The organism is Anabaena sp. CCY 9613 (assembly GCF_963920895.1).
Taxonomy (GTDB): domain Bacteria; phylum Cyanobacteriota; class Cyanobacteriia; order Cyanobacteriales; family Nostocaceae; genus Cyanocohniella.
The window spans coordinates 43,453-69,854 of the sequence record NZ_CAWUDE010000009.1; the positions used below are offsets into that span (position 1 = coordinate 43,453).

At 44.3% G+C, this 26,402-nt stretch carries 21 protein-coding genes, 1 tRNA gene and 1 other annotated feature; of the genes, 11 read left to right on the plus strand and 11 right to left on the minus strand.

Going from position 1 to position 26,402, the window contains the following annotated elements; translation table 11 throughout:
* Positions 1-83 precede the first annotated feature (83 nt).
* Entirely contained in the window at positions 84-989 is a 906-nt protein-coding gene (hslO, locus tag ACM0OT_RS12445) for an Hsp33 family molecular chaperone HslO (protein ID WP_414564654.1), read from the minus strand.
* A 151-nt stretch (positions 990-1,140) separates the two neighbouring features.
* On the opposite strand from hslO, the gene ACM0OT_RS12450 reads away from it, so the two are divergent.
* Positions 1,141-1,533, plus strand: coding sequence for a hypothetical protein (locus ACM0OT_RS12450; protein WP_414564655.1), 393 nt, complete (start codon positions 1,141-1,143; stop codon positions 1,531-1,533).
* 190 nt (positions 1,534-1,723) lie between these two features.
* Here the strand turns inward: ACM0OT_RS12450 and ACM0OT_RS12455 are convergent, their stop codons facing one another.
* Both ACM0OT_RS12455 and hisD read right to left on the minus strand, forming a co-directional pair.
* Positions 1,724-2,155, minus strand: a complete 432-nt coding sequence (locus ACM0OT_RS12455; protein ID WP_414564656.1) for a universal stress protein — start codon at positions 2,153-2,155, stop codon at positions 1,724-1,726.
* Positions 2,156-2,338: 183 nt separating this feature from the next.
* Positions 2,339-3,640, minus strand: a complete 1,302-nt coding sequence (hisD, locus tag ACM0OT_RS12460; RefSeq protein ID WP_414564657.1) for a histidinol dehydrogenase — start codon at positions 3,638-3,640, stop codon at positions 2,339-2,341.
* Between the two features lie 719 nt (positions 3,641-4,359).
* On the opposite strand from hisD, the gene rpsT reads away from it, so the two are divergent.
* The 5 genes from rpsT to ACM0OT_RS12485 all read left to right on the plus strand — a co-directional run bounded on the left by rpsT (position 4,360) and on the right by ACM0OT_RS12485 (position 15,759).
* On the plus strand, positions 4,360-4,656 hold the full coding sequence (gene rpsT, locus ACM0OT_RS12465) for a 30S ribosomal protein S20 (protein ID WP_414564658.1): 297 nt from the start codon (positions 4,360-4,362) through the stop codon (positions 4,654-4,656).
* A 76-nt stretch (positions 4,657-4,732) separates the two neighbouring features.
* Positions 4,733-5,518, plus strand: coding sequence for a TatD family hydrolase (locus ACM0OT_RS12470; RefSeq protein WP_414564659.1), 786 nt, complete (start codon positions 4,733-4,735; stop codon positions 5,516-5,518).
* A 722-nt stretch (positions 5,519-6,240) separates the two neighbouring features.
* The gene (rpoB, locus tag ACM0OT_RS12475; protein WP_414544821.1) at positions 6,241-9,540 is read left to right on the plus strand and encodes a DNA-directed RNA polymerase subunit beta; all 3,300 of its coding nucleotides are present in this window, start codon (positions 6,241-6,243) and stop codon (positions 9,538-9,540) included.
* Positions 9,541-9,709: 169 nt separating this feature from the next.
* Positions 9,710-11,587: a DNA-directed RNA polymerase subunit gamma gene (locus tag ACM0OT_RS12480; protein ID WP_414564660.1), complete on the plus strand. Its 1,878-nt coding sequence runs from the start codon at positions 9,710-9,712 to the stop codon at positions 11,585-11,587.
* 125 nt (positions 11,588-11,712) lie between these two features.
* Entirely contained in the window at positions 11,713-15,759 is a 4,047-nt protein-coding gene (locus ACM0OT_RS12485; protein ID WP_414564661.1) for a DNA-directed RNA polymerase subunit beta'', read from the plus strand.
* A 63-nt stretch (positions 15,760-15,822) separates the two neighbouring features.
* Here the strand turns inward: ACM0OT_RS12485 and ACM0OT_RS12490 are convergent, their stop codons facing one another.
* Entirely contained in the window at positions 15,823-16,113 is a 291-nt protein-coding gene (locus tag ACM0OT_RS12490) for a XisI protein (RefSeq protein WP_414564662.1), read from the minus strand.
* A 245-nt stretch (positions 16,114-16,358) separates the two neighbouring features.
* On the opposite strand from ACM0OT_RS12490, the gene ACM0OT_RS12495 reads away from it, so the two are divergent.
* The 5 genes from ACM0OT_RS12495 to ACM0OT_RS12515 all read left to right on the plus strand — a co-directional run bounded on the left by ACM0OT_RS12495 (position 16,359) and on the right by ACM0OT_RS12515 (position 22,377).
* Positions 16,359-16,682 (plus strand): hypothetical protein, encoded by a 324-nt coding sequence (locus ACM0OT_RS12495; protein ID WP_414564663.1) that lies wholly within the window; start codon positions 16,359-16,361, stop codon positions 16,680-16,682.
* 9 nt (positions 16,683-16,691) lie between these two features.
* A complete protein-coding gene (locus ACM0OT_RS12500) occupies positions 16,692-17,237 on the plus strand; it encodes a GIY-YIG nuclease family protein (protein ID WP_414564664.1) in 546 nt (181 codons plus the stop codon).
* A 91-nt stretch (positions 17,238-17,328) separates the two neighbouring features.
* Positions 17,329-18,759 (plus strand): protein kinase domain-containing protein, encoded by a 1,431-nt coding sequence (locus ACM0OT_RS12505; protein ID WP_414564665.1) that lies wholly within the window; start codon positions 17,329-17,331, stop codon positions 18,757-18,759.
* A 160-nt stretch (positions 18,760-18,919) separates the two neighbouring features.
* Positions 18,920-20,509 (plus strand): protein kinase domain-containing protein, encoded by a 1,590-nt coding sequence (locus ACM0OT_RS12510; protein ID WP_414564666.1) that lies wholly within the window; start codon positions 18,920-18,922, stop codon positions 20,507-20,509.
* 116 nt (positions 20,510-20,625) lie between these two features.
* Complete coding sequence (locus tag ACM0OT_RS12515) at positions 20,626-22,377, plus strand: protein kinase domain-containing protein (protein ID WP_414564667.1); 1,752 nt, start codon at positions 20,626-20,628, stop codon at positions 22,375-22,377.
* 66 nt (positions 22,378-22,443) lie between these two features.
* Here the strand turns inward: ACM0OT_RS12515 and rplL are convergent, their stop codons facing one another.
* From rplL to ACM0OT_RS12550, 7 genes are all read right to left on the minus strand, one after another.
* A complete protein-coding gene (gene rplL, locus ACM0OT_RS12520) occupies positions 22,444-22,836 on the minus strand; it encodes a 50S ribosomal protein L7/L12 (protein WP_414545110.1) in 393 nt (130 codons plus the stop codon).
* Between the two features lie 98 nt (positions 22,837-22,934).
* Complete coding sequence (rplJ, locus tag ACM0OT_RS12525) at positions 22,935-23,486, minus strand: 50S ribosomal protein L10 (protein ID WP_414564668.1); 552 nt, start codon at positions 23,484-23,486, stop codon at positions 22,935-22,937.
* 225 nt (positions 23,487-23,711) lie between these two features.
* Positions 23,712-23,880, minus strand: a sequence feature (ribosomal protein L10 leader region).
* Positions 23,881-23,969: 89 nt separating this feature from the next.
* Positions 23,970-24,686 carry a 50S ribosomal protein L1 gene (gene rplA, locus ACM0OT_RS12530; protein ID WP_414564669.1) on the minus strand — a complete coding sequence of 239 codons (717 nt, stop codon included), beginning with the start codon at positions 24,684-24,686 and terminating at the stop codon, positions 23,970-23,972.
* 87 nt (positions 24,687-24,773) lie between these two features.
* Positions 24,774-25,199 (minus strand): 50S ribosomal protein L11, encoded by a 426-nt coding sequence (gene rplK, locus ACM0OT_RS12535; protein ID WP_414564670.1) that lies wholly within the window; start codon positions 25,197-25,199, stop codon positions 24,774-24,776.
* 5 nt (positions 25,200-25,204) lie between these two features.
* The gene (gene nusG, locus ACM0OT_RS12540; protein WP_414564671.1) at positions 25,205-25,837 is read right to left on the minus strand and encodes a transcription termination/antitermination protein NusG; all 633 of its coding nucleotides are present in this window, start codon (positions 25,835-25,837) and stop codon (positions 25,205-25,207) included.
* A complete protein-coding gene (gene secE / locus ACM0OT_RS12545; protein WP_414545105.1) occupies positions 25,837-26,058 on the minus strand; it encodes a preprotein translocase subunit SecE in 222 nt (73 codons plus the stop codon). Before secE ends, nusG begins: the two co-directional genes overlap by 1 nt.
* A gap of 199 nt (positions 26,059-26,257) precedes the next feature.
* Positions 26,258-26,330: transfer RNA gene (locus ACM0OT_RS12550), tRNA-Trp, on the minus strand.
* Positions 26,331-26,402: the final 72 nt, after the last annotated feature.

The following is a 26,402-nucleotide window of genomic DNA, read 5'->3' on the forward strand; positions in this document are numbered from 1 at the left end:
CTCATGATTTAAAAGCTACTTTTTACATCTTCTCTCTCCATAGATACCATGAACAATTTAAATTTTTAGTGTCATTTTATACTTTAACCCAACACAGAAGATTCTGCTTGCAAATCAACGATCAGTTTAGCCAGGTGATCACTACTTGCTTGATAAACATTACCGCAAAAATCACAAGTTGCTTCAGCACCATCATCTTTGATAATCATGTCTTGCAATTCGGCTTCACCAAGGATTTTCAGCGCCCCCAGTACCCGGTCAAAAGAACAACCACAGTGGAAACGCAGCATTTGACGTTCGGGAAATATCGATAGACCCATATCTCCTAGCAAGTCATGAAATATTTCTGGTAACGTCTTACCAGCTTGTAATAAGGGTGTAAAACCAGCTAAACTAGCTACCCGTGATTCCAGTAATTCCACTAGGGCTTCATCTCTAGCAGCTTTAGGCAAAATTTGTATTAACAACCCTCCAGACGCCGTGACGCCACTCGCTCCTACAAACACGCCTAAAACCAAAGCCGAAGGTGTTTGTTCAGAATTAACTAAGTAATGAGCCACATCGTCGCCTATTTCACCCGAAACTAATTCTACGGTACTAGAGTAAGGGTAGCCATAACCAATGTCGCGCACCACATAAAGGTAGCCGTCACCTACTGCACCACCAACATCTAGTTTACCTTTGGCATTAGGAGGCAACTCTACAGATGGATTGGCGACATAGCCGCGTACGGTTCCATCTAAACCGGCATCCACTAATATCCCACCCAAAGGCCCATCGCCCTTGACCCGCACATTCACCCTAGAACCTGGTCGTTTCATGCTAGAAGCCATTAACAAGCCTGCGGACATAGAGCGTCCCAAAGCCGCCGTTGCCACGTAAGAAAGTTTATGGCGTTGTCGGGCTTCTTCTGTTAAACGAGTCGTAATCACACCCACAGCCCGAATACCGCCTTCAGCTGCTGCGGCACGAATTAATTGATCTGCCATGAAAACCCTTACATTTCTTAACAAGTCTACTTTCTCTATTCTAAATACTCATCTAGTAGAAAAGTGACACCGTGATCACGACTGTGTGTATTTGCCATATTAGAAATACAATTCACCAAGAGTGATGTCTGACCTTTAAGCAATTTTAAAAATGCTGGGTAATTTTCAAAAAAGCCAACTACGGATAGAAATTGCGGCATCTGCCAGTGCAATACATAACAGTTTGCTGCATCCAGACCAACTAGACAAATGGCTTGTGGGGCAAAGCTTTGCTCCAGTAATGCCAGAAGAACTGTATGCAGGTCTTCAGTTTACAACCAGAACAGGGCCAATTCAAATCCATCATCAAGTGGATGTAGCCAGACCCGACTGTCTGCGCCTACTACTAAGTGGAGGCATTGACGGTTTTCACGAATGGTATTGGGGCGAAGGTTGGGTACAGTCACGTTTAGAAGGAATATCAATTTTGCCCTTGAATTTGTGTCAAACCCTGAGTTTGTTAAGTTTGCGACAGTTTTTGGCGGAAAAAGTGACTAGGGACTAGGTGATACCAGCGCGGTCTTGGGGGTTTCCCCCATGAGCGACTGGCGAACCCGAAGGGGACTGGGGACTGGGAAGTTTTGTTCGTATCATCTTCCCATCTCCCAAACACAACCCGTCCATCTCCTTACTCAAAAAAAGGATATCCGTCAGGACAAAGAAAAAACTCTTTTCTGTTCCCTATTCCCCACTCCCTACTCCCTATTCGGCTTCACCACCAACACAGAACAATTAGCTTCTTCCACCACTTGAGTGCTAACAGAACCCAAGACAATTCGTTTCATACCCATCAACCCGCGGCTACCAAGGATAATTAAGTCTGTCTTGTAAATATTGGCAAGGCGAATAATTTCGTCAGCCGGGTCACCCGTGACAAGTTCTAGTTCACTATTAACTGATAAATTTTCTTTATAAGATTGCAGCTGTTTTTCAATATGAAAATAAGAAATTGTTGGAGATTCTGGATGAGGGAGGTCAGCAGGTGATTCTAACTCTAATTCTGGTGTCGGAAACACATGACAGAGAATAACCTTAGTCTCATTCGCCAACACTACATCATTTAAAGTTTGAATTACTCGTTCTGCAATTTCTGAACCGTCTAGAGCTACCAAAACATTTTTTAGCACCGCTCATCTCCTCAAAGGTAGACCCCTTAATAATTATCTAGCAAAGCTTATTGGCAGTTAAAGCCGTAGGTAAACCACTCCAGTTAGTGGCTTTTCCTTTGAGGTGACTGCCGTCCAGTCTTTTAGTTTGCAGCCACCGAGTAGCTTTTGCCAATAGTATAGAGAAAAACTAAACATTCCCTATCACTCTTCTTGCTGAATTCTCCGTCGTACAGAATCGGCATGGGAAGGTAACCCCTCAGCTGTTGCCAATACATCAATTGCCCCAGCCACTTTTTGTAGTGCGGTTTGTGAATATTGAATAATACTGGAATGTTTAAGAAAAGTTTCTACTCCTAAGGGGGAAGCATAACGGGCAGCACCGGAAGTCGGCAAGGTGTGATTAGGCCCTGCTAAATAGTCTCCTACAGCTTCTGGTGTCGAGTAGCCCAAGAAAATTGCCCCAGCGTGGCGAATGCTAGGAAGTAAGTCCCAAGGATCTTTAATTTCTAACTCTAAATGTTCCGGGGCAAAATCATTGGAAAATTCAGCGGCGGCTGCTAAAGATTCCACAACCACAATTAAGCCATAGTGCGCGATCGCTTTTTCGGTGTCTATCCGTCGGGGATGATCAACTAACTGTCTTTCCACAGCTAATTGTACGTTTTTAGCCAAAGCCGGATCTGTGGTTAACAAAATAGCCGCCGCCATCGGATCATGTTCAGCTTGGGCCAACATGTCAGCCGCAACATTCACTGGATTTGCCGTTTCATCAGCAATAATCAGGACTTCGCTAGGCCCTGCTAAAGAATCAATACCGACGGTACCGTAAACCAATTTTTTCGCTAAGGTGACATAAATATTCCCAGGGCCCGTAATTACATCTACTTTGGGTATCGTATCTGTACCGTAGGCCAAAGCCGCGATCGCTTGGGCACCGCCAACACGATAAATTTCTTGTAGTCCAGCTTCTTGGGCGGCTACCAAAACGGCTGAGTTAATGGCTTTCCCCGCACCTGGCGGTGTTACCATCACTACACGAGGCACACCAGCCACCTGGGCCGGAATCGCATTCATGAGTACAGTACTGGGATAAGCCGCACGACCACCAGGCACATACAACCCTGCACAGTCTACAGGGTTATAGCGTTTGCCCAGCACGACATCATCATCGCCAAAGTGTACCCAATTCTTGGGGATACGCTGACGGTGAAATGCTTCAATTTGACGGCAAGCTAATTGAATCGCCTCCAGCAACTCCTTTGATACCTGTTGATAAGCTGCATCCAGTTCTGAGCCTGTGACACGCAGTTCTTCGGGTTTCAAAGTTCGGTTGTCAAATTCGGCTGTATAATGCAATACAGCTTTGTCGCCTTGGCGCTTGACTGCTTGCAAAACTTCACGCACAGTCGCTTCTTTGTGAAGCACCTGTTCATCGTGGGTGCGATCGCAGATACGCTGTAGTTCTGCTCTAACGTCTGCCTGCTGAGTAATAATTCGCAGCATGAAGTAAGGAGAATGCCAAAATGTTAGAATATTCCCGCCAGAGAATCAGTGTTACTCTCAACCCACTGGGCTATCGAGCTTGACCCTAATTCTCTTCTCTAGCTTAACCTGGATTTTTTTGATACTCCCAAGGCTGCCAGCACATGGTTTACTTGAGAAGGCGACAAATTACTCAATCCGATCTGCCTAGTTGCTTTTCGGCAGGGAGAGGTTGTGCCAATTCCTACTGCCCTTAAGTCCTTTCCTACACTCATTGCGAGGTCACTGGTGGCATGTTTGCACATTCAGTTTTCCTTGTTCAAGAAGCTATGGATAGAATCTGAGTATAATTTTTACTTATTTTTCTACTTTAGTAGCTAACATATGTAGAGCCGCGATATGATCGATGCTCTACATGATTTCAACCCCTGAATTGCTAACATTCACAGTTCTTGCCTTTTGAATATCTATCTCATCTCCAAAGGGTATAGAATACATTTCGGTCAGGTGTTGAGAAGTTAGGAGGACAATGTTTATGGCAGTAATTCATTCTAACGTATTTTCTCATTTGAGTACACAGTGATCAGGGGATGAGGCCAGGGTGAAATTTCTTCTTCATGATCCATCACTAAGACTAATAGACAAATTTTTTTTCAGAAATTCTGACATTGGCAATAGGGATGCTATATTAGTAAGTCTAGTAGTGTGTGTACATATTAATAGTATTTTTGGAATTGACTGTGGCGAATTCAAAGTCTGCTCTTAAACGCGCCCAAATCGGAGAACGCAATCGTCTTCGTAACAAATCTTACAAATCAGCGGTAAAAACGCTGGTTAAGAAATACCTGACTGCTGTAGAAGTCTACGCAGCTAATCCTAACTCAGAATCAGAACAAGAACTGCAAGCGCGACTGTCTGAGGCTTACAGCAAAATCGACAAAGCCGTCAAGCGGGGTGTACTGCACCCAAACAATGGGGCGAGGAAAAAAGCTAGATTGGCTCGCAAACTCAAGCAACTTACCCAAGCATCTGCTTAGTAGTGCAGTTAAACAGTAATCGGTAAGCATAACTGATGACGATTCACTGACTGATGACAACTAAGCAATAACGACAATGCAGCTGATTGACACTCACGTCCATCTCAATTTTGATACTTTCCAGCCAGATTTAGCATCAGTGCGATCGCGATGGCAAGAAGCAGGGGTAGTACGTTTAGTACACTCCTGTGTGGAGCCATCAGAATTTGCCAGTATCCAATCCTTAGCGCACCAGTTTCCCGAACTCAGTTTTGCTGTTGGCTTGCACCCTCTAGATGCCGAGCAATGGCAAAGCGAAACAGCCGAGCAAATTCAGTCTTTGGCTAGTTCAGAACCGAAAGTGGTGGCCATTGGGGAAATGGGACTGGATTTTTACAAAGCTGAAAACTCTGAGCAACAACGCCTAGTGTTTGCAGCTCAACTAGAGATCGCCGCTGAACTCAATTTACCAGTGATTATCCATTGTCGGGATGCGGCAATAGAAGTCAGGGAAATCTTGCAAAAATGGCGGGATATTAAAGGAGAAAAAGTGCGGGGGGTCATGCATTGTTGGGGTGGAACGCCAGAAGAAACCCAATGGTTCCTAGACTTAGGCTTCTACATTAGCTTTAGTGGGACAGTAACATTCAAAAATGCCAAAGCTATTCAAGCCTCGGCGGCCATGGTGAGAAGCGATCGCCTGCTAGTGGAAACAGACTGTCCTTTCTTATCTCCCGTACCCAAGCGGGGCGAAAAACGCAACGAGCCTGCTAATGTTCGCTATGTAGCAGAGCAAGTAGCTCATTTGCGCGGGGAGACAGTCCAGGCGATCGCGGATCAAACCACAAAAAATGCTTGTGAATTATTTGGACTGGTGCTTTAAAGCCTGTCCAGGTATGTCCCGGGTTAGATCAAAAAAATAAAATTCCAGGAGGATAGAAGTATGCTAAGATTAATCCCTCCAAAACATTTTGATTGCGCCATAATGAAAAAGGAAGGAATTGAAAACTTTGAATCGCTGGGTTTTGTCTTGTTATCAACTTGACCATCCACCAAATCTCTACATGCGGATGTTCTCAATGCATGACTGAATAGTCACCTCAACTTTGGCAAAGTAGCGCTTGTGCTGTATTTAACCTATAGAAAATTGTTAAACGTAATTAACTTGTGAGTAAAACCCACCAAAATCCAGCCATTCTAATTCGGAGTCGGCCAGATGCGCGGCTCTCTTCCTCAGTCTTAGGGGATTACCGCGAGTATAAATGGTGAATTAACGCCACAATGGTTGAAAACTGTGGAGGCTAATTTACCTGTTTTTGGGAGGGGCCGTGAGACAAACAAAAAAAATCTACAAATATCTGAGCCATCTGCTGTTGAGGGGCAAACTTAACAGATTAATTTTAGTGACCCTACTAAAGCTAGGGCAATCACCCCCCTTGTCAAAATCTCTGTTTCCAGCTTAAATGGCTGCGTTTGCCCCTACCTAGAAATAACAGGTGGCATAAAGAGAAGTTCCCAATATCTATGGACACTAGTTGGCGGTGGGAATCGCCCAAAAACAGTGTCCTCTAAATAAAGTTTAACCAGGTTGACGAAGGTAGAGGCATGACTACAGATAATTATATGGAATCCGCCTTTTTGTTGCCCGATTTGATTGAAATCCAGCGTTCTAGTTTTCGCTGGTTTTTAGAAGAAGGGCTAATAGAAGAACTCAATTCCTTTAGTCCAATCACAGACTACACCGGCAAACTAGAACTGCACTTTTTAGGTCAAAACTACAAGCTTAAAGAGCCAAAATATAGCGTAGAAGAATCAAAACGGCGGGATAGTACCTATGCCGTACAAATGTATGTCCCTACACGCCTGCTGAACAAAGAAACAGGAGATATCAAAGAACAAGAAGTATTTATTGGCGATCTGCCTTTGATGACAGACCGAGGTACGTTTATTATTAACGGTGCCGAGCGGGTGATTGTCAACCAAATTGTGCGATCGCCTGGAGTTTACTACAAATCAGAAATCGACAAAAACGGTCGGCGCACTTATTCAGCTAGTTTAATTCCTAACCGAGGAGCGTGGCTGAAATTTGAAACAGACCGTAACGATTTAGTGTGGGTACGCATCGATAAAACCCGGAAACTCTCAGCACAAGTACTATTAAAAGCCCTGGGTTTATCAGATAACGAAATTTTTGATGCCCTGCGCCACCCTGAATACTTCCAAAAAACCATCGAAAAAGAAGGGCAATTTTCCGAAGAAGAAGCCCTGATGGAGTTATATCGCAAACTACGTCCTGGTGAACCACCAACAGTCTTAGGTGGACAACAGTTGCTAGATTCTCGCTTCTTTGACCCCAAACGTTATGACTTGGGTCGTGTTGGTCGGTATAAACTCAACAAGAAATTACGGTTGTCTGTCCCCGATACCATGCGTGTATTGACCGCTGGAGACATCTTGGCAGCAGTAGATTACCTGATTAACCTAGAATATGATATTGGTAACATCGACGACATTGACCACTTAGGCAATCGTCGGGTAAGAAGCGTCGGCGAACTACTACAGAACCAAGTACGGGTGGGCTTGAACCGTTTAGAAAGAATTATCCGGGAACGGATGACCGTATCAGATGCCGAAGTTTTAACCCCAGCATCCTTAGTCAACCCCAAACCATTGGTAGCGGCAATTAAAGAATTCTTTGGTTCCAGCCAATTAAGTCAGTTCATGGATCAAACCAATCCCTTAGCAGAACTGACCCACAAACGCCGTCTAAGTGCCTTAGGCCCTGGTGGTTTAACGCGGGAACGAGCTGGTTTTGCCGTGCGAGATATTCACCCATCACACTACGGACGTATTTGCCCCATTGAGACACCAGAAGGCCCCAACGCTGGTTTGATTGGTTCCTTGGCAACTCATGCGCGGGTCAACCAATACGGATTTTTAGAAACACCCTTTAGACAAGTAGAAAATGGGCGGGTGCGGTTTGACTTACCACCCGTGTATATGACCGCCGACGAAGAAGACGATTTGCGGACTGCCACCGGTGACATTCCCTTAGATGAAAACGGTTACATCAAGGGGCCCCAAGTACCAGTACGTTATCGCCAAGACTGGGCTACCACAACACCTGAGCAAGTAGACTACGTAGCCGTATCTCCAGTGCAAATAGTATCAGTCGCTACTAGCATGATTCCCTTTTTGGAACATGACGACGCTAACCGAGCGCTGATGGGTTCCAACATGCAAAGGCAAGCCGTACCGCTGTTGAAGCCTGAACGTCCTTTAGTGGGTACTGGTTTAGAAGCCCAAGGTGCTAGAGACTCCGGGATGGTGATTGTCTCTCGTACAGACGGTGATGTCACCTACGCTGATGCCACAGAAATTCGTGTCCGTCCCAAAGGTGGTAACTCAGAGATTAAGTACAAACTTTCCAAGTACCAAAGATCCAACCAAGACACCTGTTTAAACCAAAAACCCCTAGTGCGGATTGGTGAACGGGTAGTAGCTGGACAGGTATTAGCTGATGGTTCATCCACCGAAGGTGGGGAATTGGCATTAGGACAGAATATCGTCGTGGCTTACATGCCTTGGGAAGGTTACAACTACGAAGACGCCATTTTGATTTCTGAAAGACTAGTACAGGATGATATATATACCTCAATTCACATTGAAAAATATGAAATTGAGGCCAGACAAACCAAACTAGGGCCCGAAGAAATCACCAGAGAAATTCCCAACGTCGGAGAAGATGCCCTCCGTCAGCTAGATGAACAGGGAATTATTCGCATTGGTGCTTGGGTGGAAGCTGGAGATATCTTGGTAGGAAAAGTTACACCTAAAGGTGAATCAGACCAACCACCAGAAGAAAAACTGTTGCGTGCCATCTTCGGTGAAAAAGCACGGGATGTGCGAGACAACTCGTTACGAGTACCCAACGGTGAAAAAGGACGCGTTGTTGATGTGCGTTTATTTACCCGTGAGCAAGGGGATGAATTACCACCAGGAGCCAACATGGTCGTCCGGGTGTATGTAGCGCAAAAACGCAAAATCCAAGTGGGCGACAAAATGGCAGGACGCCACGGTAATAAAGGGATTATTTCCCGCATCTTACCTGTGGAAGATATGCCTTACTTAGCAGACGGTTCCACAGTGGATATTGTCCTCAACCCCTTGGGTGTGCCTAGTCGGATGAACGTCGGACAGGTATTTGAGTGTATGTTGGGTTGGGCTGCTCATACTTTGGGAGTACGGTTTAAAATTACTCCCTTTGACGAAATGTATGGGGAAGAGACATCCCGTAGCCTCGTACATGGAAAATTGCAAGAAGCACGGGACGAAACAGGCAAAGACTGGGTATACAACCCAGATAACCCTGGAAAAATTATGGTGTTTGACGGTCGTACAGGCGAACCCTTTGACCGCCCAATAACCGTAGGTGTAGCTTATATTCTGAAGCTGGTGCATTTGGTGGACGACAAGATCCACGCCCGTTCCACAGGGCCATACTCGCTGGTAACACAGCAACCCTTGGGTGGTAAAGCACAGCAAGGTGGTCAGCGCTTTGGAGAAATGGAAGTGTGGGCATTGGAAGCCTTTGGTGCAGCTTATACCTTGCAGGAATTGCTGACAGTCAAGTCCGACGATATGCAAGGACGGAATGAAGCCTTGAATGCGATCGTTAAAGGCAAATCAATTCCTCGCCCAGGCACACCAGAGTCATTTAAAGTGCTGATGCGAGAACTGCAATCCCTAGGGTTAGACATTGCCGTACATAAGGTAGAAACCCAGGCAGATGGTAGTTCCTTAGATGTGGAAGTCGATTTAATGGCAGATCAATCAGCCCGACGGACACCACCTCGTCCAACCTACGAATCTCTTTCCCGCGAATCGTTGGAAGAAGAAGAGTAGGGACTGGGGACTGGGGACTAAGAGCTAGGGACTGGGGACTGGGAACTGGGAACTAATGAAATAAATAGTTTTCCTTATTCTCGATACCCAATACCCAATCCCTATTGTTAATTACGTTCGCGGAGTGTTTCCGCAGGAAATCTTACGAATTAAGAATTACTAATTAATCATGAGACCCGCCCAAACTAATCAGTTTGACTACGTTAAAATCGGCTTGGCATCACCGGAACGCATCAGGCAGTGGGGTGAACGCACACTACCTAATGGTCAATTAGTTGGTGAAGTCACTAAACCTGAAACAATTAACTACCGTACCTTGAAGCCGGAGATGGACGGCTTATTTTGTGAGCGCATTTTTGGCCCTGCGAAAGATTGGGAATGCCACTGCGGTAAGTATAAAAGAGTACGGCATCGTGGGATTGTATGTGAGCGCTGCGGTGTAGAGGTTACCGAATCGCGGGTGCGTCGTCACCGTATGGGATACATTAAACTTGCTGCCCCAGTCGCCCACGTTTGGTATCTCAAAGGTATTCCTAGCTATATTGCTATTCTGCTGGATATGCCTTTGCGGGATGTAGAACAAATAGTTTATTTCAACTCTTATGTTGTTCTGAGTCCAGGTAATGCGGAGACATTAACCTATAAACAGCTACTCAGTGAAGACCAGTGGTTGGAAATTGAAGACCAAATTTATAGCGAAGATTCTACTTTGCAAGGCGTAGAAGTAGGTATTGGTGCGGAAGCACTGCTGCGCTTACTGGCTGATATTAATTTAGAACAAGAAGCTGAAAGCTTGCGCGAAGAAATTGGCAACGCCAAAGGGCAAAAACGGGCAAAACTGATTAAGCGGCTACGGGTAATTGACAACTTCATTGCTACCGGCTCTAAACCAGAGTGGATGGTGATGGCAGTGATTCCCGTGATTCCCCCGGATTTACGCCCAATGGTACAGCTGGATGGCGGACGGTTTGCCACCAGTGACTTGAATGATTTGTATCGTCGGGTAATTAACCGTAACAACCGTCTGGCGCGTTTGCAAGAAATTTTAGCACCAGAAATTATTGTCCGCAACGAAAAGCGGATGCTGCAAGAAGCTGTGGATGCTTTGATTGACAATGGTCGTCGGGGACGCACAGTGGTAGGGGCCAATAACCGACCGCTGAAGTCTTTATCTGACATAATTGAAGGTAAACAAGGACGTTTCCGGCAAAACTTGTTAGGTAAACGAGTTGACTATTCCGGACGTTCGGTAATTGTGGTGGGGCCGAAGCTAAAAATTCACCAGTGCGGTTTGCCTAGAGAAATGGCAATCGAGCTATTCCAGCCATTTGTGATTAATCGCTTAATTCGTAGCGGTATGGTGAATAACATCAAAGCCGCCAAAAAGCTCATATCTCGCAACGACCCCAGTGTCTGGGATGTGCTAGAAGAGGTGATTGAAGGGCACCCAGTGATGCTCAACCGGGCGCCAACACTGCACCGTTTGGGTATTCAGGCTTTTGAACCAGTGTTGGTAGAAGGACGAGCAATTCAACTTCATCCTTTGGTTTGTCCCGCATTTAACGCTGACTTTGACGGTGACCAAATGGCAGTACACGTGCCATTGTCTCTAGAAAGTCAAGCTGAGGCGCGATTGTTGATGCTGGCTTCTAACAACATTTTGTCACCAGCTACAGGTAGACCCATCATCACACCTAGCCAAGACATGGTACTGGGGGCATATTACTTAACAGCAGAAAATCCGGGTGCTACCAAAGGTACAGATAGATACTTTGCTTCTCTGGATGACGTAATTATGGCTTTCCACCAAGAGCAAGTTGACTTACACGCCTATATTTACGTGCGGTTTGACGGCGAAGTGGAATCAGACCAACCAGATACAGAACCCCTGGAAGTCACAAAAAACAGCGATGGTACCCGGACTGTAATGTATAAGTACCGTCGCATTAGAGAAGATGCCCAAGGGAATTTAATTTCTCAGTATGTACGTACAACACCTGGTCGTGTTATTTACAACAAAGCTATTCAGGAAGCACTAGCAGTCTAGGGGCTAGGGAGTAGGGACTGGGGAACTCGGGGTTCCCTCTGGGGACTGAGGAAAATTTTCCTCATCTCCAATGCCCAATCCTCATGACTAATGACTAATGACTAAGGATTAAGGACTAATCACTAATGACTAACGAAAACGCAGTTTTTCGCAATCGCGTAGTTGACAAAGGTCAACTGAGAAAATTAATTTCCTGGGCGTTTACTCATTATGGTACGGCGCGAACCGCTGTGATGGCGGACAAATTGAAAGAATTGGGATTTCGCTATGCTACTAAAGCTGGGGTTTCCATTAGTGTAGATGACTTGATGATTCCCCCCACCAAGCGATCACTCTTGGATGCCGCAGAAGAAGAAATTCGGGCTACTGAAACTCGTTACCAACGGGGCGAAATTACAGAAGTAGAACGCTTCCAAAAAGTAATCGACACTTGGAACGGTACCAGTGAAGCCCTCAAAGACGAAGTAGTTGTTCACTTTAAGAAGACCGACCCCCTAAACTCGGTATACATGATGGCATTCTCCGGGGCGCGGGGTAACATCTCCCAAGTCCGTCAGTTGGTGGGAATGCGGGGCTTGATGGCAGATCCCCAAGGGGAAATTATTGACTTACCTATTAAAACCAACTTTCGTGAAGGACTCACCGTTACGGAATACATTATTTCGTCTTACGGTGCCAGAAAAGGATTGGTAGACACCGCCTTACGTACTGCTGACTCTGGTTATCTCACCCGTCGTCTGGTGGACGTATCCCAGGACGTGATTATTCGGGAATTTGACTGTGGTACCACTAGGGGTATTCCTGTACGGGCGATGACAGAAGGTGGAAAAATCTTGATTCCCCTGGCTCAACGCTTGCTGGGACGGGTACTGGCGGAAGATGTGGTACATCCCACCACCAAGGAAGTAATTGCTACCCGTAATACTCCAGTATCTGATGATTTAGCAGCAGAAATTCACAAAGCCGGAGTCACGGAAGTAGTGGCGCGATCGCCTCTAACTTGTGAAGCGGCTCGTTCGGTTTGTCAACACTGTTACGGCTGGAGTTTGGCCCACGCCAAAATGGTGGATTTGGGTGAAGCTGTGGGGATTATTGCTGCCCAAAGTATCGGTGAACCCGGAACCCAGTTGACCATGCGGACATTCCACACTGGTGGTGTGTTTACTGGTGAAGTAGCGCAGCAAGTGCGTTCCAAAACAGAAGGTACGATTCGTCTACCCCGCAAATTGCGGACTCGACCCTATCGTACCCGCCACGGTGAAGATGCCCTATATGTTGAGGTCAACGGGATTATCAATTTGGAACCGAAAAAAGAAGGTTCTGAAACCCAAGAAATTCATGTAACTCAAGGTTCCACACTCTATGTAGTTGAAGGGCAGAAGGTAAAAATCGGCCAATTACTGGCAGAAGTTGCCTTGGGTGGACGCACAACTCGTACCAATACAGAAAAAGCTGTCAAAGATGTAGCTTCTGACTTGGCAGGGGAAGTGCAGTTTGCCGAAGTTGTCCCCGAACAAAAAACAGACCGCCAAGGCAACACCACAACTACCGCCGCACGGGGTGGTTTGATTTGGGTGCTGTCTGGGGAAGTTTATAACTTGCCCCCAGGTGCCGAATTGGTTGTGAAAAACGGTGATGCGATCGCCTCTAATGGGGTGTTAGCAGAAACCAAGTTAACAACTATACACGGTGGTGTGGTGCGTTTACCAGAAGCTACCCCAGGCAAGAGTACTAGAGAAATAGAAATTATTACTGCTTCGGTAGTTCTAGACCAAGCAACAGTCACCGTTGAAAGTTCCCAAGGACGTAACCACTACTTAGTCACCACTGGTAATAACCAGGTATTTAACCTCCGGGCTACCCCGGGTACTAAAGTCCAAAATGGTCAAGTGGTCGCCGAGTTAATTGATGAGCGCTATCGCACCACTACTGGCGGATTCTTGAAATTCGCGGGTGTAGAAGTTCAGAAAAAAGGCAAAGCCAAGCTTGGCTATGAAGTCGTCCAAGGTGGTACTCTGCTGTGGATTCCGGAAGAAACCCACGAAGTTAATAAAGATATCTCTTTGCTGTTGGTAGAAGACGGGCAATTTGTCGAAGCCGGTACCGAAGTTGTCAAGGATATATTTTGCCAAAACAGTGGTGTAGTAGAAGTCACTCAGAAAAACGACATCCTGCGGGAAGTGGTAGTTAAACCAGGCGAATTGCTAATGGTGGATGATCCAGAAGCAGTCATGGGCCGAGATAACACCTTTGTTCAACCAGGGGAAGAGTTTCAAGGGGTTGTGGCTACAGAATTACGCTACATCCAGTATGTAGAATCTCCCGAAGGCCCAGCTTTATTGAGCCGTCCGGTAGTGGAGTTTGCTGTACCTAGTAATCCTGATGTACCATCAACTACATCTGTTAGTCAACAAACAGGACGTTCAATTCAAATGCGGGCAGTACAAAGATTGCCTTACAAAGATTCTGAACGCGTCAAGTCTGTTGAAGGTGTGGAACTCCTACGTACCCAGCTAGTACTAGAAATTGAGCAGGATGGTGAACAAGATCATTCAGCTTCTCCCTTAGCAGCAGATATTGAACTGGTAGAGGATACAGAAAATCCAGAAGTTCAACGCTTACAACTAGTGATTTTAGAATCCTTGGTAATTCGTCGTGACATTACAGCCGATGCTACCCAAGGTAGTACCCAGACAACTTTAGAAGTCCAGGATGGCGACACAATTGCCCCAGGTGCTGTGGTAGCAAGTACCCAAATCTTAAGCAAAGAAGGGGGTATTGTCCGGGGTGTACGTAAAGACAGTGAAGCTGTGCGTCGCTGTTTAGTGTTACGGGACACCGATAAACTCATCATGAATACCAGTGCCCAACCCACAGTGAAAAAGGGCGACTTATTGGTAGAAGGTGCAGAAATTGCTCCGGGAATTTTTGCTGAAGAATCTGGACAAGTATTGGCAGTCAACAATGCTACGGCTGGATCTGCTACTGGTGAATCTGCTCTCAGCGCCCAACAATACTCCATAGTCATCCGCCTTGGTCGTCCCTACCGAGTCAGCCCTGGCGCTGTATTACAAATAGAAGATGGTGATTTGGTACAACGGGGCGATAACTTAGTGTTGTTGGTATTTGAACGCGCCAAAACCGGAGACATTATCCAAGGTTTGCCTCGGATTGAAGAACTGCTGGAAGCTCGTAAACCTAAAGAGGCGTGCATTTTAACACGACGGGCTGGAGAAGTCAAGGTAGTGTATGGAGATGGAGACGAAGCGATCGCCATTAAGGTCGTAGAATCCAACGGTGTCGTTACCGATTATCCTCTAGGCCCTGGACAAAACTTGATGGTACCAGATGGCGCGATGGTCATAGTGGGAGAACCATTGAGTGATGGCCCATCCAACCCCCACGAAATCCTGGAAGTCTTCTTTAGCCTGGGTTCGGAGGAAGGCGTTTATGCTTGTGCCAGCCATGCTTTACAGAAAGTACAAACATTCTTGGTGAATGAAGTGCAGATGGTGTATCAGTCCCAGGGGATTGATATTTCTGACAAGCATATTGAAGTGATTGTGCGCCAGATGACCAACAAAGTGCGGATTGATGATGGTGGAGACACTACCATGCTTCCTGGCGAATTGGTAGAACTGCGCCAAGTTGAACAGGTAAACGAAGCTATGGCTATTACCGGCGGTGCTAGGGCGCAGTACACCCCAGTTCTGTTGGGTATCACCAAGGCATCGTTGAATACTGACAGCTTCATATCTGCTGCATCATTCCAAGAAACCACAAGGGTACTTACAGAAGCAGCCATTGAAGGTAAATCTGACTGGTTGCGTGGCTTGAAAGAAAACGTAATTATCGGGCGCTTAATTCCGGCAGGTACTGGTTACAATACCTATGAAGAACCAGGTGCTATTGATGAATATGCGGCTCTGGAAACCAATGGTGTTTTGGATGAAGTTGATGATCCACTAGATATGGTGCTAGATGACCGCACAGCACGCGCCTACAATTTAGATTCTCCTGGACTGGCTGAACCTGGATTTGGCAACCGTCGCGTCGAGAAGTCTATTTTGGATGACGAAGATGAGTTGATTGCTGATGAAGTTAGCGACCTTGTAGAAGATGATGAAGACGATTACGAGGAAGTTGACGACGATGAGGATGATTACTCTTAATCACTGCATCAGCTAAAACTTTATAAAATTTAAGGCAAGAGGAAAGTTTCTTTTGCCTTTTTTTTATGCCACACCATAATCTGTATACTGCCGTTTATAAGCAGGTTGCAAACCCAAAACAATATCTTCTCGTTGTACCCCCATTTCTACCAACTCTTCAGCCGGATTTTGGTCAGTTAAATTTTGCTGAAGCCAGATTTTGTCATTTTTAATATTAAAATGAATAACACATCGATAAACACGTTTTAAACCTTCCCATCCCACATTCATCCATTGATAATGGTCGCGCTTTTCATCAAAAATTAGTTGGACTTCTACTTCACTATCAGCGACATCATCATTAGCTATTTTCATTTTTGTACTTGGGGTAACAACTGTTCGCAGTTTCTTAACTTTAAATCAGCTTTAGATTTTCGGAAATGCTGATGCTGTTATTCATTAATATATAATAATTGTTACAAAGATTAACTTTAATAAAAAAATTAGCCTTTATCCTTTAATATTCTTAATCTGCTCATCTCTTAATACTAGCTGACAGAATTACCATAATCTAATAGGCTAATCTCAAGTAGTATGCCCATAAGTTTTTAATCAAGAATATGCCTTTTAAAATTGTCCAAAACTTTGAAAGTGATTTCTGTCTTGAACCTGAAGCGCAAGCAAATTTAGATAAATTATTATCTAATGAATCTTTCATAGCACAAATTTGTCAATATTCACAATGTGAGAAAGTTGAATTTACAGAGTTACTTTTTCAACCAGTACCATATAGTTTAAATACGCCTAAAGGAATGCCGGCAGAGTTTGAGAATTATCATGAATCTGATGAGTATGTCATTATCAATGTACCGCCAAATTTCATGTTTCAAGCTAAGATTTTTCAACCTAGTCGTCTTTGTGCAATTTATAGAAAAGTTCAATAAATTTTAATTATGACTACGCAAACTAATTTCTCAACTTTAGCCAATTTAGAATATTTTCCTTACATTGACGACAGAGGTCAATTACCTGAAATAGTTCAGGGAAAAATAGGAGTATATGCCATCTTTGACCAAGCAAAAGTTTTGCAATTTGTAGGATATTCACGCGATGTTTATCTGAGTTTGAAGCAGCATTTAGTCCGTCAGCCACAACAATGTTATTGGGTGAAAGTGCAAACTATTGAACGTCCGAGTCGTACTGTTTTAGAAAGTATTGAAAAAGCTTGGATTGAGGAAAACGGTAGTGTACCTGTGGGAAATGAAAATGATAAAGAAATTTGGACGCAGCCGATAAATATCAAACCATTGATGACGCCTGAAGAACAAGCAAACTATAATAATCCAGCTAATGATGAATTGGCACAAATTAAAAGTATTAAAAATGTTGCCCGGAGAGTAGAAGCAGAAATTTTAGCGGTGTTGAAAGACCGGGGTTTACACGAACAATTTCGTTTCCAACCTAAGTTGAAGGAAGAAGGATTATTGGATTTAAAGTGAATTAAGTTCGGAAGTTGCAACACCGAGTTGAGTACTGGTGACAAAATGTAAAATATATGACTATGATTGTTGTGCTGATCGGCGCTAATTTATGCAAACCCTGCTGAACGATCGCTATCAAGTTATTCGCACACTGGGTGCTGGTGGTTTTGGTGAAACCTATCTTGCAGAAGACACCTATATGCCTTCAAAACGGCGTTGTGTGGTGAAACAGCTAAGACCAATTCAAAATAATCCCCAGATTTACAGACTGGTACAGGAACGTTTTCAAAGAGAAGCAGCAATATTGGAAGCACTTGGCGGTGCAGCTGACCAGATTCCGGCTTTGTATGCTTATTTTTGTGCAGACGGGCAATTTTACTTAGTTCAAGAGTGGATTGAAGGTGAAACACTCACTACAAAAGTCCAAAAACAGGGATTATTTAGTGAAAGTGCTGTCCAGGAGATATTGGTAAATTTGTTACCAGTTTTGGAGTACGTCCACTCCCAGCACATTGTTCACCGCGATATCAAGCCAGATAACATCATGGTGCGTCATGGTGATGGTAAATCGGTATTAATTGATTTTGGCGCGGTACGGGAATCAATGGGAACGGTATTTAATTCTCAAGGTAATCCTACCAGTTCCATTGTAATTGGTACGCCTGGGTATATGCCGAGTGAACAAGCCGCCGGTAGACCTGTTTATTCTAGTGATTTATATAGTTTAGGTTTGACAGCAATTTATCTACTCACCGCGAAGCAGCCGCAAGAATTAGAGTTAGATTCTCAGACAGGTGAGATTGTGTGGCGACAGTATGCTAGCCAGATAAATTCTACATTAGCAGGAGTAATAGACCAAGCGATCGCCTACCATCCACGCGATCGCTTTATCACTGCTAAAGCCATGTTAGATGCGTTACAAACCATAGCCAATCCTATTCCACCTACGCAACCGTTCTTCCCACAGCCACCTGTAGTCCCAACGCCACCACTACCCACTGTTCCTATTAATAGTCAGCCCACAACTCCAGCTAATAATCGCAATAGCATCTTCATGGGTAGTTTAATAGCAGGTGGGTTAATTGGTGCATCTCTAATTATTAGTCAGGTGTTTAAACAATCTCCTCAACCTGTAGTAGAAAAAAATGTCATTCCATCAGTAACATCCACGGTGATCCAAAAAACTATTCCTCCTATTGTTACCCCGATTGTACCTGTTGACAATACATCGCCAACACCAGTAGATACAACAACAGCAAATAATTATCGATGGTTATCCCAAAGAACCGTGTCAGATGCAGATTTGGATGACAAAGACGGCTTTGAACTAGATATTATGCGAAATTCGGTTTTTGCCCGTCACGGTCGTCGCTTTGATACTTCTGGCTTACAGGAATACTTTAATAATCAATCTTGGTATCGTCCTCTATATTCACCAAAGACTTTTCCTGCTAAGTTGTTGTCACAATTAGAACAGTATAATGTTGAGTTCATTAATAAATATCAAGACCGTTATAATCGCAGGTATTTTCCAAAATAATTTTTAATTTAAACGCAAAGTAAAAATTTTTGCCCCTTCCCTACAAGGGAATGGGTTGGGGTTAGGTTCCGTCGAATTTACGTTAAATATGGACATATTTAAATTTAAAAAACATATCTGTAAAGATATAATTCTAATTTTTATTTATCAATACTAATTTATGCAAACACTCTTAAACAACCGCTATCAAGTTATTCGCACACTGGGTGCTGGTGGTTTTGGTGAAACTTTTCTAGCAGAAGATACCCAAATGCCATCCCACCGTCGCTGCGTGATTAAACTGCTAAGACCGATTCAAAATAATCTTCAGGTTTACCAACTGGTACAGGAACGGTTTCAACGCGAAGCAGCAATTCTAGAAGACTTGGGTGGATTTAGTGACCAAATCCCTACTTTGTATGCCTACTTTCAGTCAGAAGGACAATTTTATTTAGTTCAAGAGTGGATTGAAGGCGATACCCTCACCGCAAAACTCCAAAAACAAGGGTTATTCAGTGAAAGTGCTGTCCGGGAAGTTTTGGTGGATTTGTTACCAGTGCTAGATTATGTCCACTCAAAGCGCATTGTTCACCGCGACATTAAGCCGGATAACATTATTGTGCGGCATCGTGATAGTAAGTCAGTGTTAATTGATTTCGGTGCGGTGCGGGAATCAATGGGAACGGTATTTAATTCTCAAGGTAATCCTACCAGTTCCATTGTAATTGGTACACCTGGGTATATGCCCAGCGAACAAGCAGCGGGTAGACCTGTTTATTCTAGTGATTTATATAGTTTAGGTCTGACAGCAATTTATCTACTTACAGGAAAACAACCACAGGAATTAGAGGCTGATGCGCGTACTGGCGAAATTGTTTGGCATCAACACGCCTTAAATATTAGTCCCACATTAGCAGGGGTTCTAGACCGAGCGATCGCCTATCATCCACGCGATCGCTTTGCCACTGCTAGAGAAATCCTCGAAGCTTTACAATTAGGTTCAGTCAGTATCCCGCCTACAGTAGCTTATCAGCATCCACAAGTAATAACAGCACCGTCTCCCGCTCCCGCCCCATCCCTAAATACAGTTGCTGTTAGTCCAGGTTCTGCCTCACAACCGTCTAATATTAATCAAGGTAGTGGACAAAAGGGCATTTTTTTCGGCAGTTTAATTGTGGGTGGTTTGATAGGTGCTTCTATCATCATTGGTTTTGCCCTGAATAGACAACCGCAGCCATTGCAAACAGTAGATTCACGCAATGAAGCATCAAATGTTATACCATCAGCTAATCCTCCTATTGCCCAAACTCCAGAACCTTCCCCAAATGGCATTCAACCACAGGAAGTTATACAACCTATAAATTCCCCCTCTCCGTCAATAATTCCTAATCAAACCCCATCTTCTAGGCCTGATCCGGTCACTAACCCAGAAATCAATAGACCATCCCCGGCACAAGCAGTGCAGAATTATTATCTAAATATTAATCAAGGACAATATCAAACTGCGTGGAATCAACTAGCCCTCAACTTGCAAAATAATACACGACTGCATCCTGATGGTTATCTTTCTTACATCGACTGGTGGGGGGGAAAAGTGGAAAGCGTCAATGTTGAACAAGTTAATTTAGTGCAAGCCAGTACAGAAACAGCCACAGTCAATGCCAAGTTTCAATACTTGATGAAAAATGGTAAACAAGTTCCCGGTTCTGTGAATTTTTCCCTTTTATGGGATGCTGAAAATAGTAGATGGGTTGTTAGTGCTGTTAAATAGCGATCGCCATTTACCCTAGACACAATAGTTATGCTCCAAATAGGGGATATAAACTGCCTGTAAATCGTCAGAATATCTGATGTACATTTGTAAAGGGCTAAAACTTGTAATTTTTCATGACAACAACGCTGCTGAACAATCGCTATCAAGTTATTCAAGTACTGGGTGCTGGTGGGTTCGGAGAAACTTCTTTGGCAGAAGATACCCACATGCCATCTCGCCGTCGCTGTGTCATCAAGCAACTCAAACCAATAATTAATAACCCACACAATCACAAAATGATTGAACAGAGGTTTCAGAGAGAAGCTGCAACCTTAGAAATTTTGGGTAGGGCTAGTGACCAAATTCCCGAACTCTACGCTTACTTTTCTGAGAATGGGGAATTTTACCTGGTACAAGAATGGATTCAAGGACAAACCTTGACCGACATCGTTGTCACCCAAGGCCATGCAAGTGAAAAGACTGTCCGAGAAATTCTCTTGAGTTTGCTCTCGTTATTAAATTATGTTCACAGTCAAGGCATCATTCACCGCGATATCAAGCCAGATAATATTATTTTGCGTGCAGGTGATCACAAGCCAGTTTTGATTGATTTTGGTGCCGTGAAGGAAACCATCCGTTCAGTAGCCAGTTCTTCAAATTATCCCACACGCTCAATGGTAATTGGGACACCAGGATATATGCCTAGTGAACAAGCTATCGGCAGACCAGTTTATGCTACTGATATTTACAGTTTAGGCTTGACGGCGATTTATCTCCTGACTGGGAAACACCCAGCAGAAATGCAAACTGACCTGCAAACGGGGGAACTTTTGTGGCAAGAGTATGGGCCTCATGTATCCCCTAATCTGGCAATGGTACTTAATCAAGCAATTCATCCTCATGTGAGCGATCGCTATAGTACCGCCAGTAAAATGCTATATGCTTTAAGGTCTACTAGTGATATTGCTCCACAATCTCCTATCACTACCCCTACTTACAATATCAGTCCTCCTAAACCTGTATCAACCACACAAACTCAAGCATTATCTGCGCCATCAACTATTTCTACCAGTAATTGGCAAAAGCCCGCTTTAATTATCGGCAGTTTAATTTTGGGTGGCTTAGTTGGTGGGGTAGCAATTTCTAGTGTCACTCGTCAACCGCAGTCTACAACACCCGTTGCCATAACTCCTACGCCCACACCATTTTCCGACTCAGATAACATTGAACCCACGCCCACACCAGAATTTTCGCCGCCAGCGCCAATTGCTGCACAACCTCGTTTAGAGCCTATAGTACCTGTAACACCACAACCACAAGTAACTCCTACATTTGCACCAACCCCGGATGTTCCGCAGCAAGAACTTCCAGTGGAAGCAAAACCACAGCAGCCAGAAACACCTGAATCTTCCACAGTTCCAGTAGAACCGGAACCACCACAGCCACAACAAGATGCTGTTCCTAGCAATACCCGAAGTTCCAATGTAAATGTGCCGGCATTTCCTACAGGAACTACTCAAGATACTGTCAAAGCAGCCTTGGGTAACCCTAGTAAGATTTCCAACGGCTTATGGAATACTCGTGCTTTCCTTTATCAATTGGAACCAAATCAGGTTGACCTCGGTTACTTATTTGACCGAAGCACGGGAGTTTTGCGCCAAACTGAAGTAGCTTTTGCCCAATCTATCCAGCCCGAAGTTATGCAATCAACATTACAAGGGATGCTTGGCGGTAATATTAATAGTAATATCCAGCAAGGACTCCAAAGAGTACGCGATCGCCAAACTAGACAATACTCTTTTAATGTTGGTGGCTTAAAAGGTGTAATTGAACGTAATCGACAGGATCGAATTTATATCGGCGTTTGGGATGCTGATTTGCATTAAAAAAAGGCCTGCTTCCGCAGACCTTTTCTACTTAGCCCCAGACGTAAAGTCTGGGGAAAAATTTGATTACTTAACAGTAACCTTACCGCCAGCTTCTTCGATGCGCTTCTTAGCATCTTCAGCAGCATCCTTAGCAATACCTTCTTTGATTGCTTTGGGCGCAGCTTCTACCATGTCTTTGGCTTCTTTCAAACCTAAGCCAGTCAATTCCCGGACAATCTTCAGTACGGCAATCTTCTTGTCAGCAGGAACGGAATCCAAGATTACGTCAAATTCGGTTTTTTCTTCTACTGGTTCAGCCGCCGCCGCACCCGCACCGGGAGCCATCATCATCATGCCACCAGCAGGTGCAGCTGCACTCACACCGAAAGCTTCTTCAATTTGCTTAACTAACTCAGATGCTTCCAATAAAGAAAGGCTTTTCAATTGTTCGAGAATTTGATCAGTTGTAGCAGACATTGATATGACTCCTGTAATGTTAATTTTGTTTTTGCCTACCCAAAGCTGCAATTAAGGACAAACTTCATCAGGCAAATTCTGGTGTAATTTGGCGAATTTTATTCAGCAGCGCTTTCAGTGCTGTCACCTTGTTCTTTCTCAGCCACAGCCTGCAAGGCGCGAGCCAAAGAACCGGGAACTTCGTTAATACCAACAGCCACTTTGGTAGCCAAGGCGTTGATAGCTCCGGCAATTTGCGCCATGAGTTGCTCTTTAGATGGCAAGTCTCCTAAAGCCTTGACATCTGTTTCTTTGAGCAGACGTCCTTCCATCACGCCACCGCGAAGTTCTGTCTTCTTAGTGACTTTCTGGAATTCTTGGTAAGCCTTAATTGCCGAGGAAAAATCTTCTTTTACCAGCAAAAAGGCGGAAGAACCATTGAGCAATTCCGAAAGTGGTTGCCAGTTGTCGTCACCATCAATGGCAATGCCCATTAAGGTATTCTTAGTTACCTTACAAACAGCGCCACTCGGACGTAACCGTTGCCGTAAGTCAGTAATTTGAGCAACTGTCAGACCTTGATAGTCAATTACCAGTGCCAAAGTTGACTCACTCAAAGTTTCTTTGAGTTCAGCAACTATCTCTTTTTTATTTTCTAGCGTTCGACCCATGCTTGTTTCACCTCCAAGGGCAAAATCGTAAATTTCCGCTAAGTAAAACCGTCTCCAATCTATTGATTCAGACTAGATTTGGTTTTACTTCCTGCTTCAACCAGAGCCACACGGCGTTTTTTTATCCACAGGCATAAATTCGGGAGTAGCTCTCCCTATTTTTGCTAAATTCAGCACCGGATTTAAATCTCTTGTGAGTCTGACTTGTGTGTTTCACTGTGAACGAGCAAAAACAATAAACCCCAGCTATTTCAGCCAGGGTTTTACAGTTAGACTCATAATACTTCGGTCATCACACCATTAAGGGTGGTACTTCCAGTAATTAGAGTTTTAACCTCGGCAGGATATTTAAGCTATTTGCTCCTGCTGTCTCCGGCTTTGCTTATTTAGTTTTTAGTCGAGAGTATTTACTAGGTACTGAACTGAGAAAATTGATTTACTAAAAATCTTTTCTAGCCTCTAGCCTCTAGTCTCTGGTTCCCATTAAGCTACTTCGGTCAGTTTCAAATCCCTGAGGGCATTAATATCGACTTTAATCGATGGGCCCATTGTGGCAGATACATAAAATGAACGCCAATAACGACCTTTAGCTCCTGAAGGACGGTTACGGTCAATTGTCTCTTGTAACGCCTTCAAGTTTACCAATAAATCTTCAGGTGAGAAGGCTATCTTACCAAACATAACATGGACAATGCCGGTTCGATCAGCCCGGAATTCTAATTTACCAGCTTTGAATTCGGCGATCGCACTTGCTACGTCAAATGTCACAGTTCCACCCTTGGGTGATGGCATCAAACCACGAGGGCCCAATAACTTACCCAACTTTGCCACCTGTGGCATCACATCTGGTGTGGCAATTAGCTTATCGAAATCCATCATCCCTTGTTGAATTTCGTTAATTAGCTCTTCTGAGCCAGCTATATCCGCACCAGCATTACTGGCTTCTGTAACTTTTTCACCTCTGGCAATTACGGCTACCCGTACAGTTTGTCCTGTACCTTTAGGCAATGCCACCGTTGTCCGCAATTGTTGGTCTGAATACTTGGGGTCAATCCCTAACCGGATATGTGCTTCAGCGGCTTCAGGAAATTTAGCTGTCGCTGTCTCTTTTAACAGGTTTAAAGCCTCTATCGGCTCATAATCCCTGTCTTCTACCTTTTCTAGCAGCGCCTGTAAGCGACGCGATATTTTTTTTCCCATTTTTCTCTCCTGGGGTAATTACGAAGTTTTGCTTCTCCCCCGATAAGTTTTGTTCTTAGTCTTTTGTCTTTTGCCAATGACTAATGACTAGTCTGCAATGGTTACGCCCATGTTCTTGGCAGTACCCGCCACAATCTTCATCGCCGCTTCTATATCGTTGGCGTTGAGGTCAGGCATTTTCGTTTGAGCAATTTCTTGCAATTGCGCTCTTGTAATTGAGCCAACTTTCTTTTTGTTGGGTTCATTAGAGCCTCTTTCAATTTTCGCTGCCTTGCGAATCAGTACTGATGCTGGTGGCGTTTTGAGTACAAATGTAAAACTCCGGTCTTCAAAAACCGAAATTTCGACAGGTATCACCATGCCAGCTTGGTCTGCCGTTTTGGCGTTGTACTCTTTGCAGAACATCATAATGTTCACACCGTGTTGACCCAATGCGGGACCCACTGGTGGTGCTGGGTTGGCTTTTCCAGCATTCAGGGCCAATTTAATGACCGCCACTACTTTCTTCGCCATTTGTGTTAGCTCTGTTTCTCTACCTGATTAAATTCCAATTCTACTGGTGTATCGCGGCCAAAAATCGAGAGCAAGGCTTTGAGTTTGCTTCGCTCTGGACTGACTTCAATCACCTCACCTTCAAAGTCTTTAAAAGGACCAGAAAGCACGACTATCTTATCACCAGTCGCCATATCAATTTTGACAATTGGCTCCTGTTCGCTAGTCTGTTTGAATATCCGTTCTACTTCGGATGGGCCCAGGGGTACTGGTTTAACGTGACCGCGGCTTTTGCTACCGCCACGTTTTTGTTCTGCTCCCACGAAATTAATTACATGGGAAGTGTTTCGTACCACCTGCCATGTATCATCTTCCATCACCATCCGCACTAGCACATAGCCAGGAAAAACTTTCTCTTCTGTGTGCTGGCGACTGCCATCCTTACGAATTTTCACCGCTGGCGTGTGAGGAATTTCTACCTGGATAATTTTGTCAGCAACATCAAATGTTTGAATGCGTTGCTCCAAATTTGTTTTCACGCGTTTTTCACAGCCTGAGGCTACTTGCACTGCATACCAGCGTGCTTCCTTGAGCGCTGTTTCTGCTGTTTCCTCTGACTGCAACGCTGAGTTGTATGGTTCGTCTGTTGCAGAAGTCATCAGAACACCTGTTTTGCTACCCAACCAAACAATCCATCGACCAAATATATCAAAGATGCGGAGAGTGTCACCATTAACAGCACAGCAGCTGATTCACTCACTAACTGCTTGCGACTGGGCCAAACGACTTTTTCCAGTTCTTCTTTTGTTCCTTGAAAAAAGTTCGTCACACTAAATCCATTAGTGGTTGCTGGCATTTCTGCTTCATTTTTTTTGGCCACTGTCGTTTGTCCCCCCGTTTCTTAAATAAAATAGAGCTATAACCTGCTAATTCACATCCAGGCTTACAGCTTCGACTCCATCATACTTATTGGAAGCAAAAAAGCTGCAAATATAAAATAATTATACCCGAAATCATTTACACTAACTGCTACATTAGCAGGCGTGCTATCACTTCGGGCTGTGTTTTTTGCTTTCAAGCGCGCCCTGGAGGACTTGAACCCCCGACATCAGGTTTTGGAGACCTGCGTTCTACCAACTGAACTAAGAGCGCACAAGCTGGGGTGGATTCAGTTATTTAGCTGAACCTTTTTTAGTATAGCACAATTTTAACTCTTAATTTTAT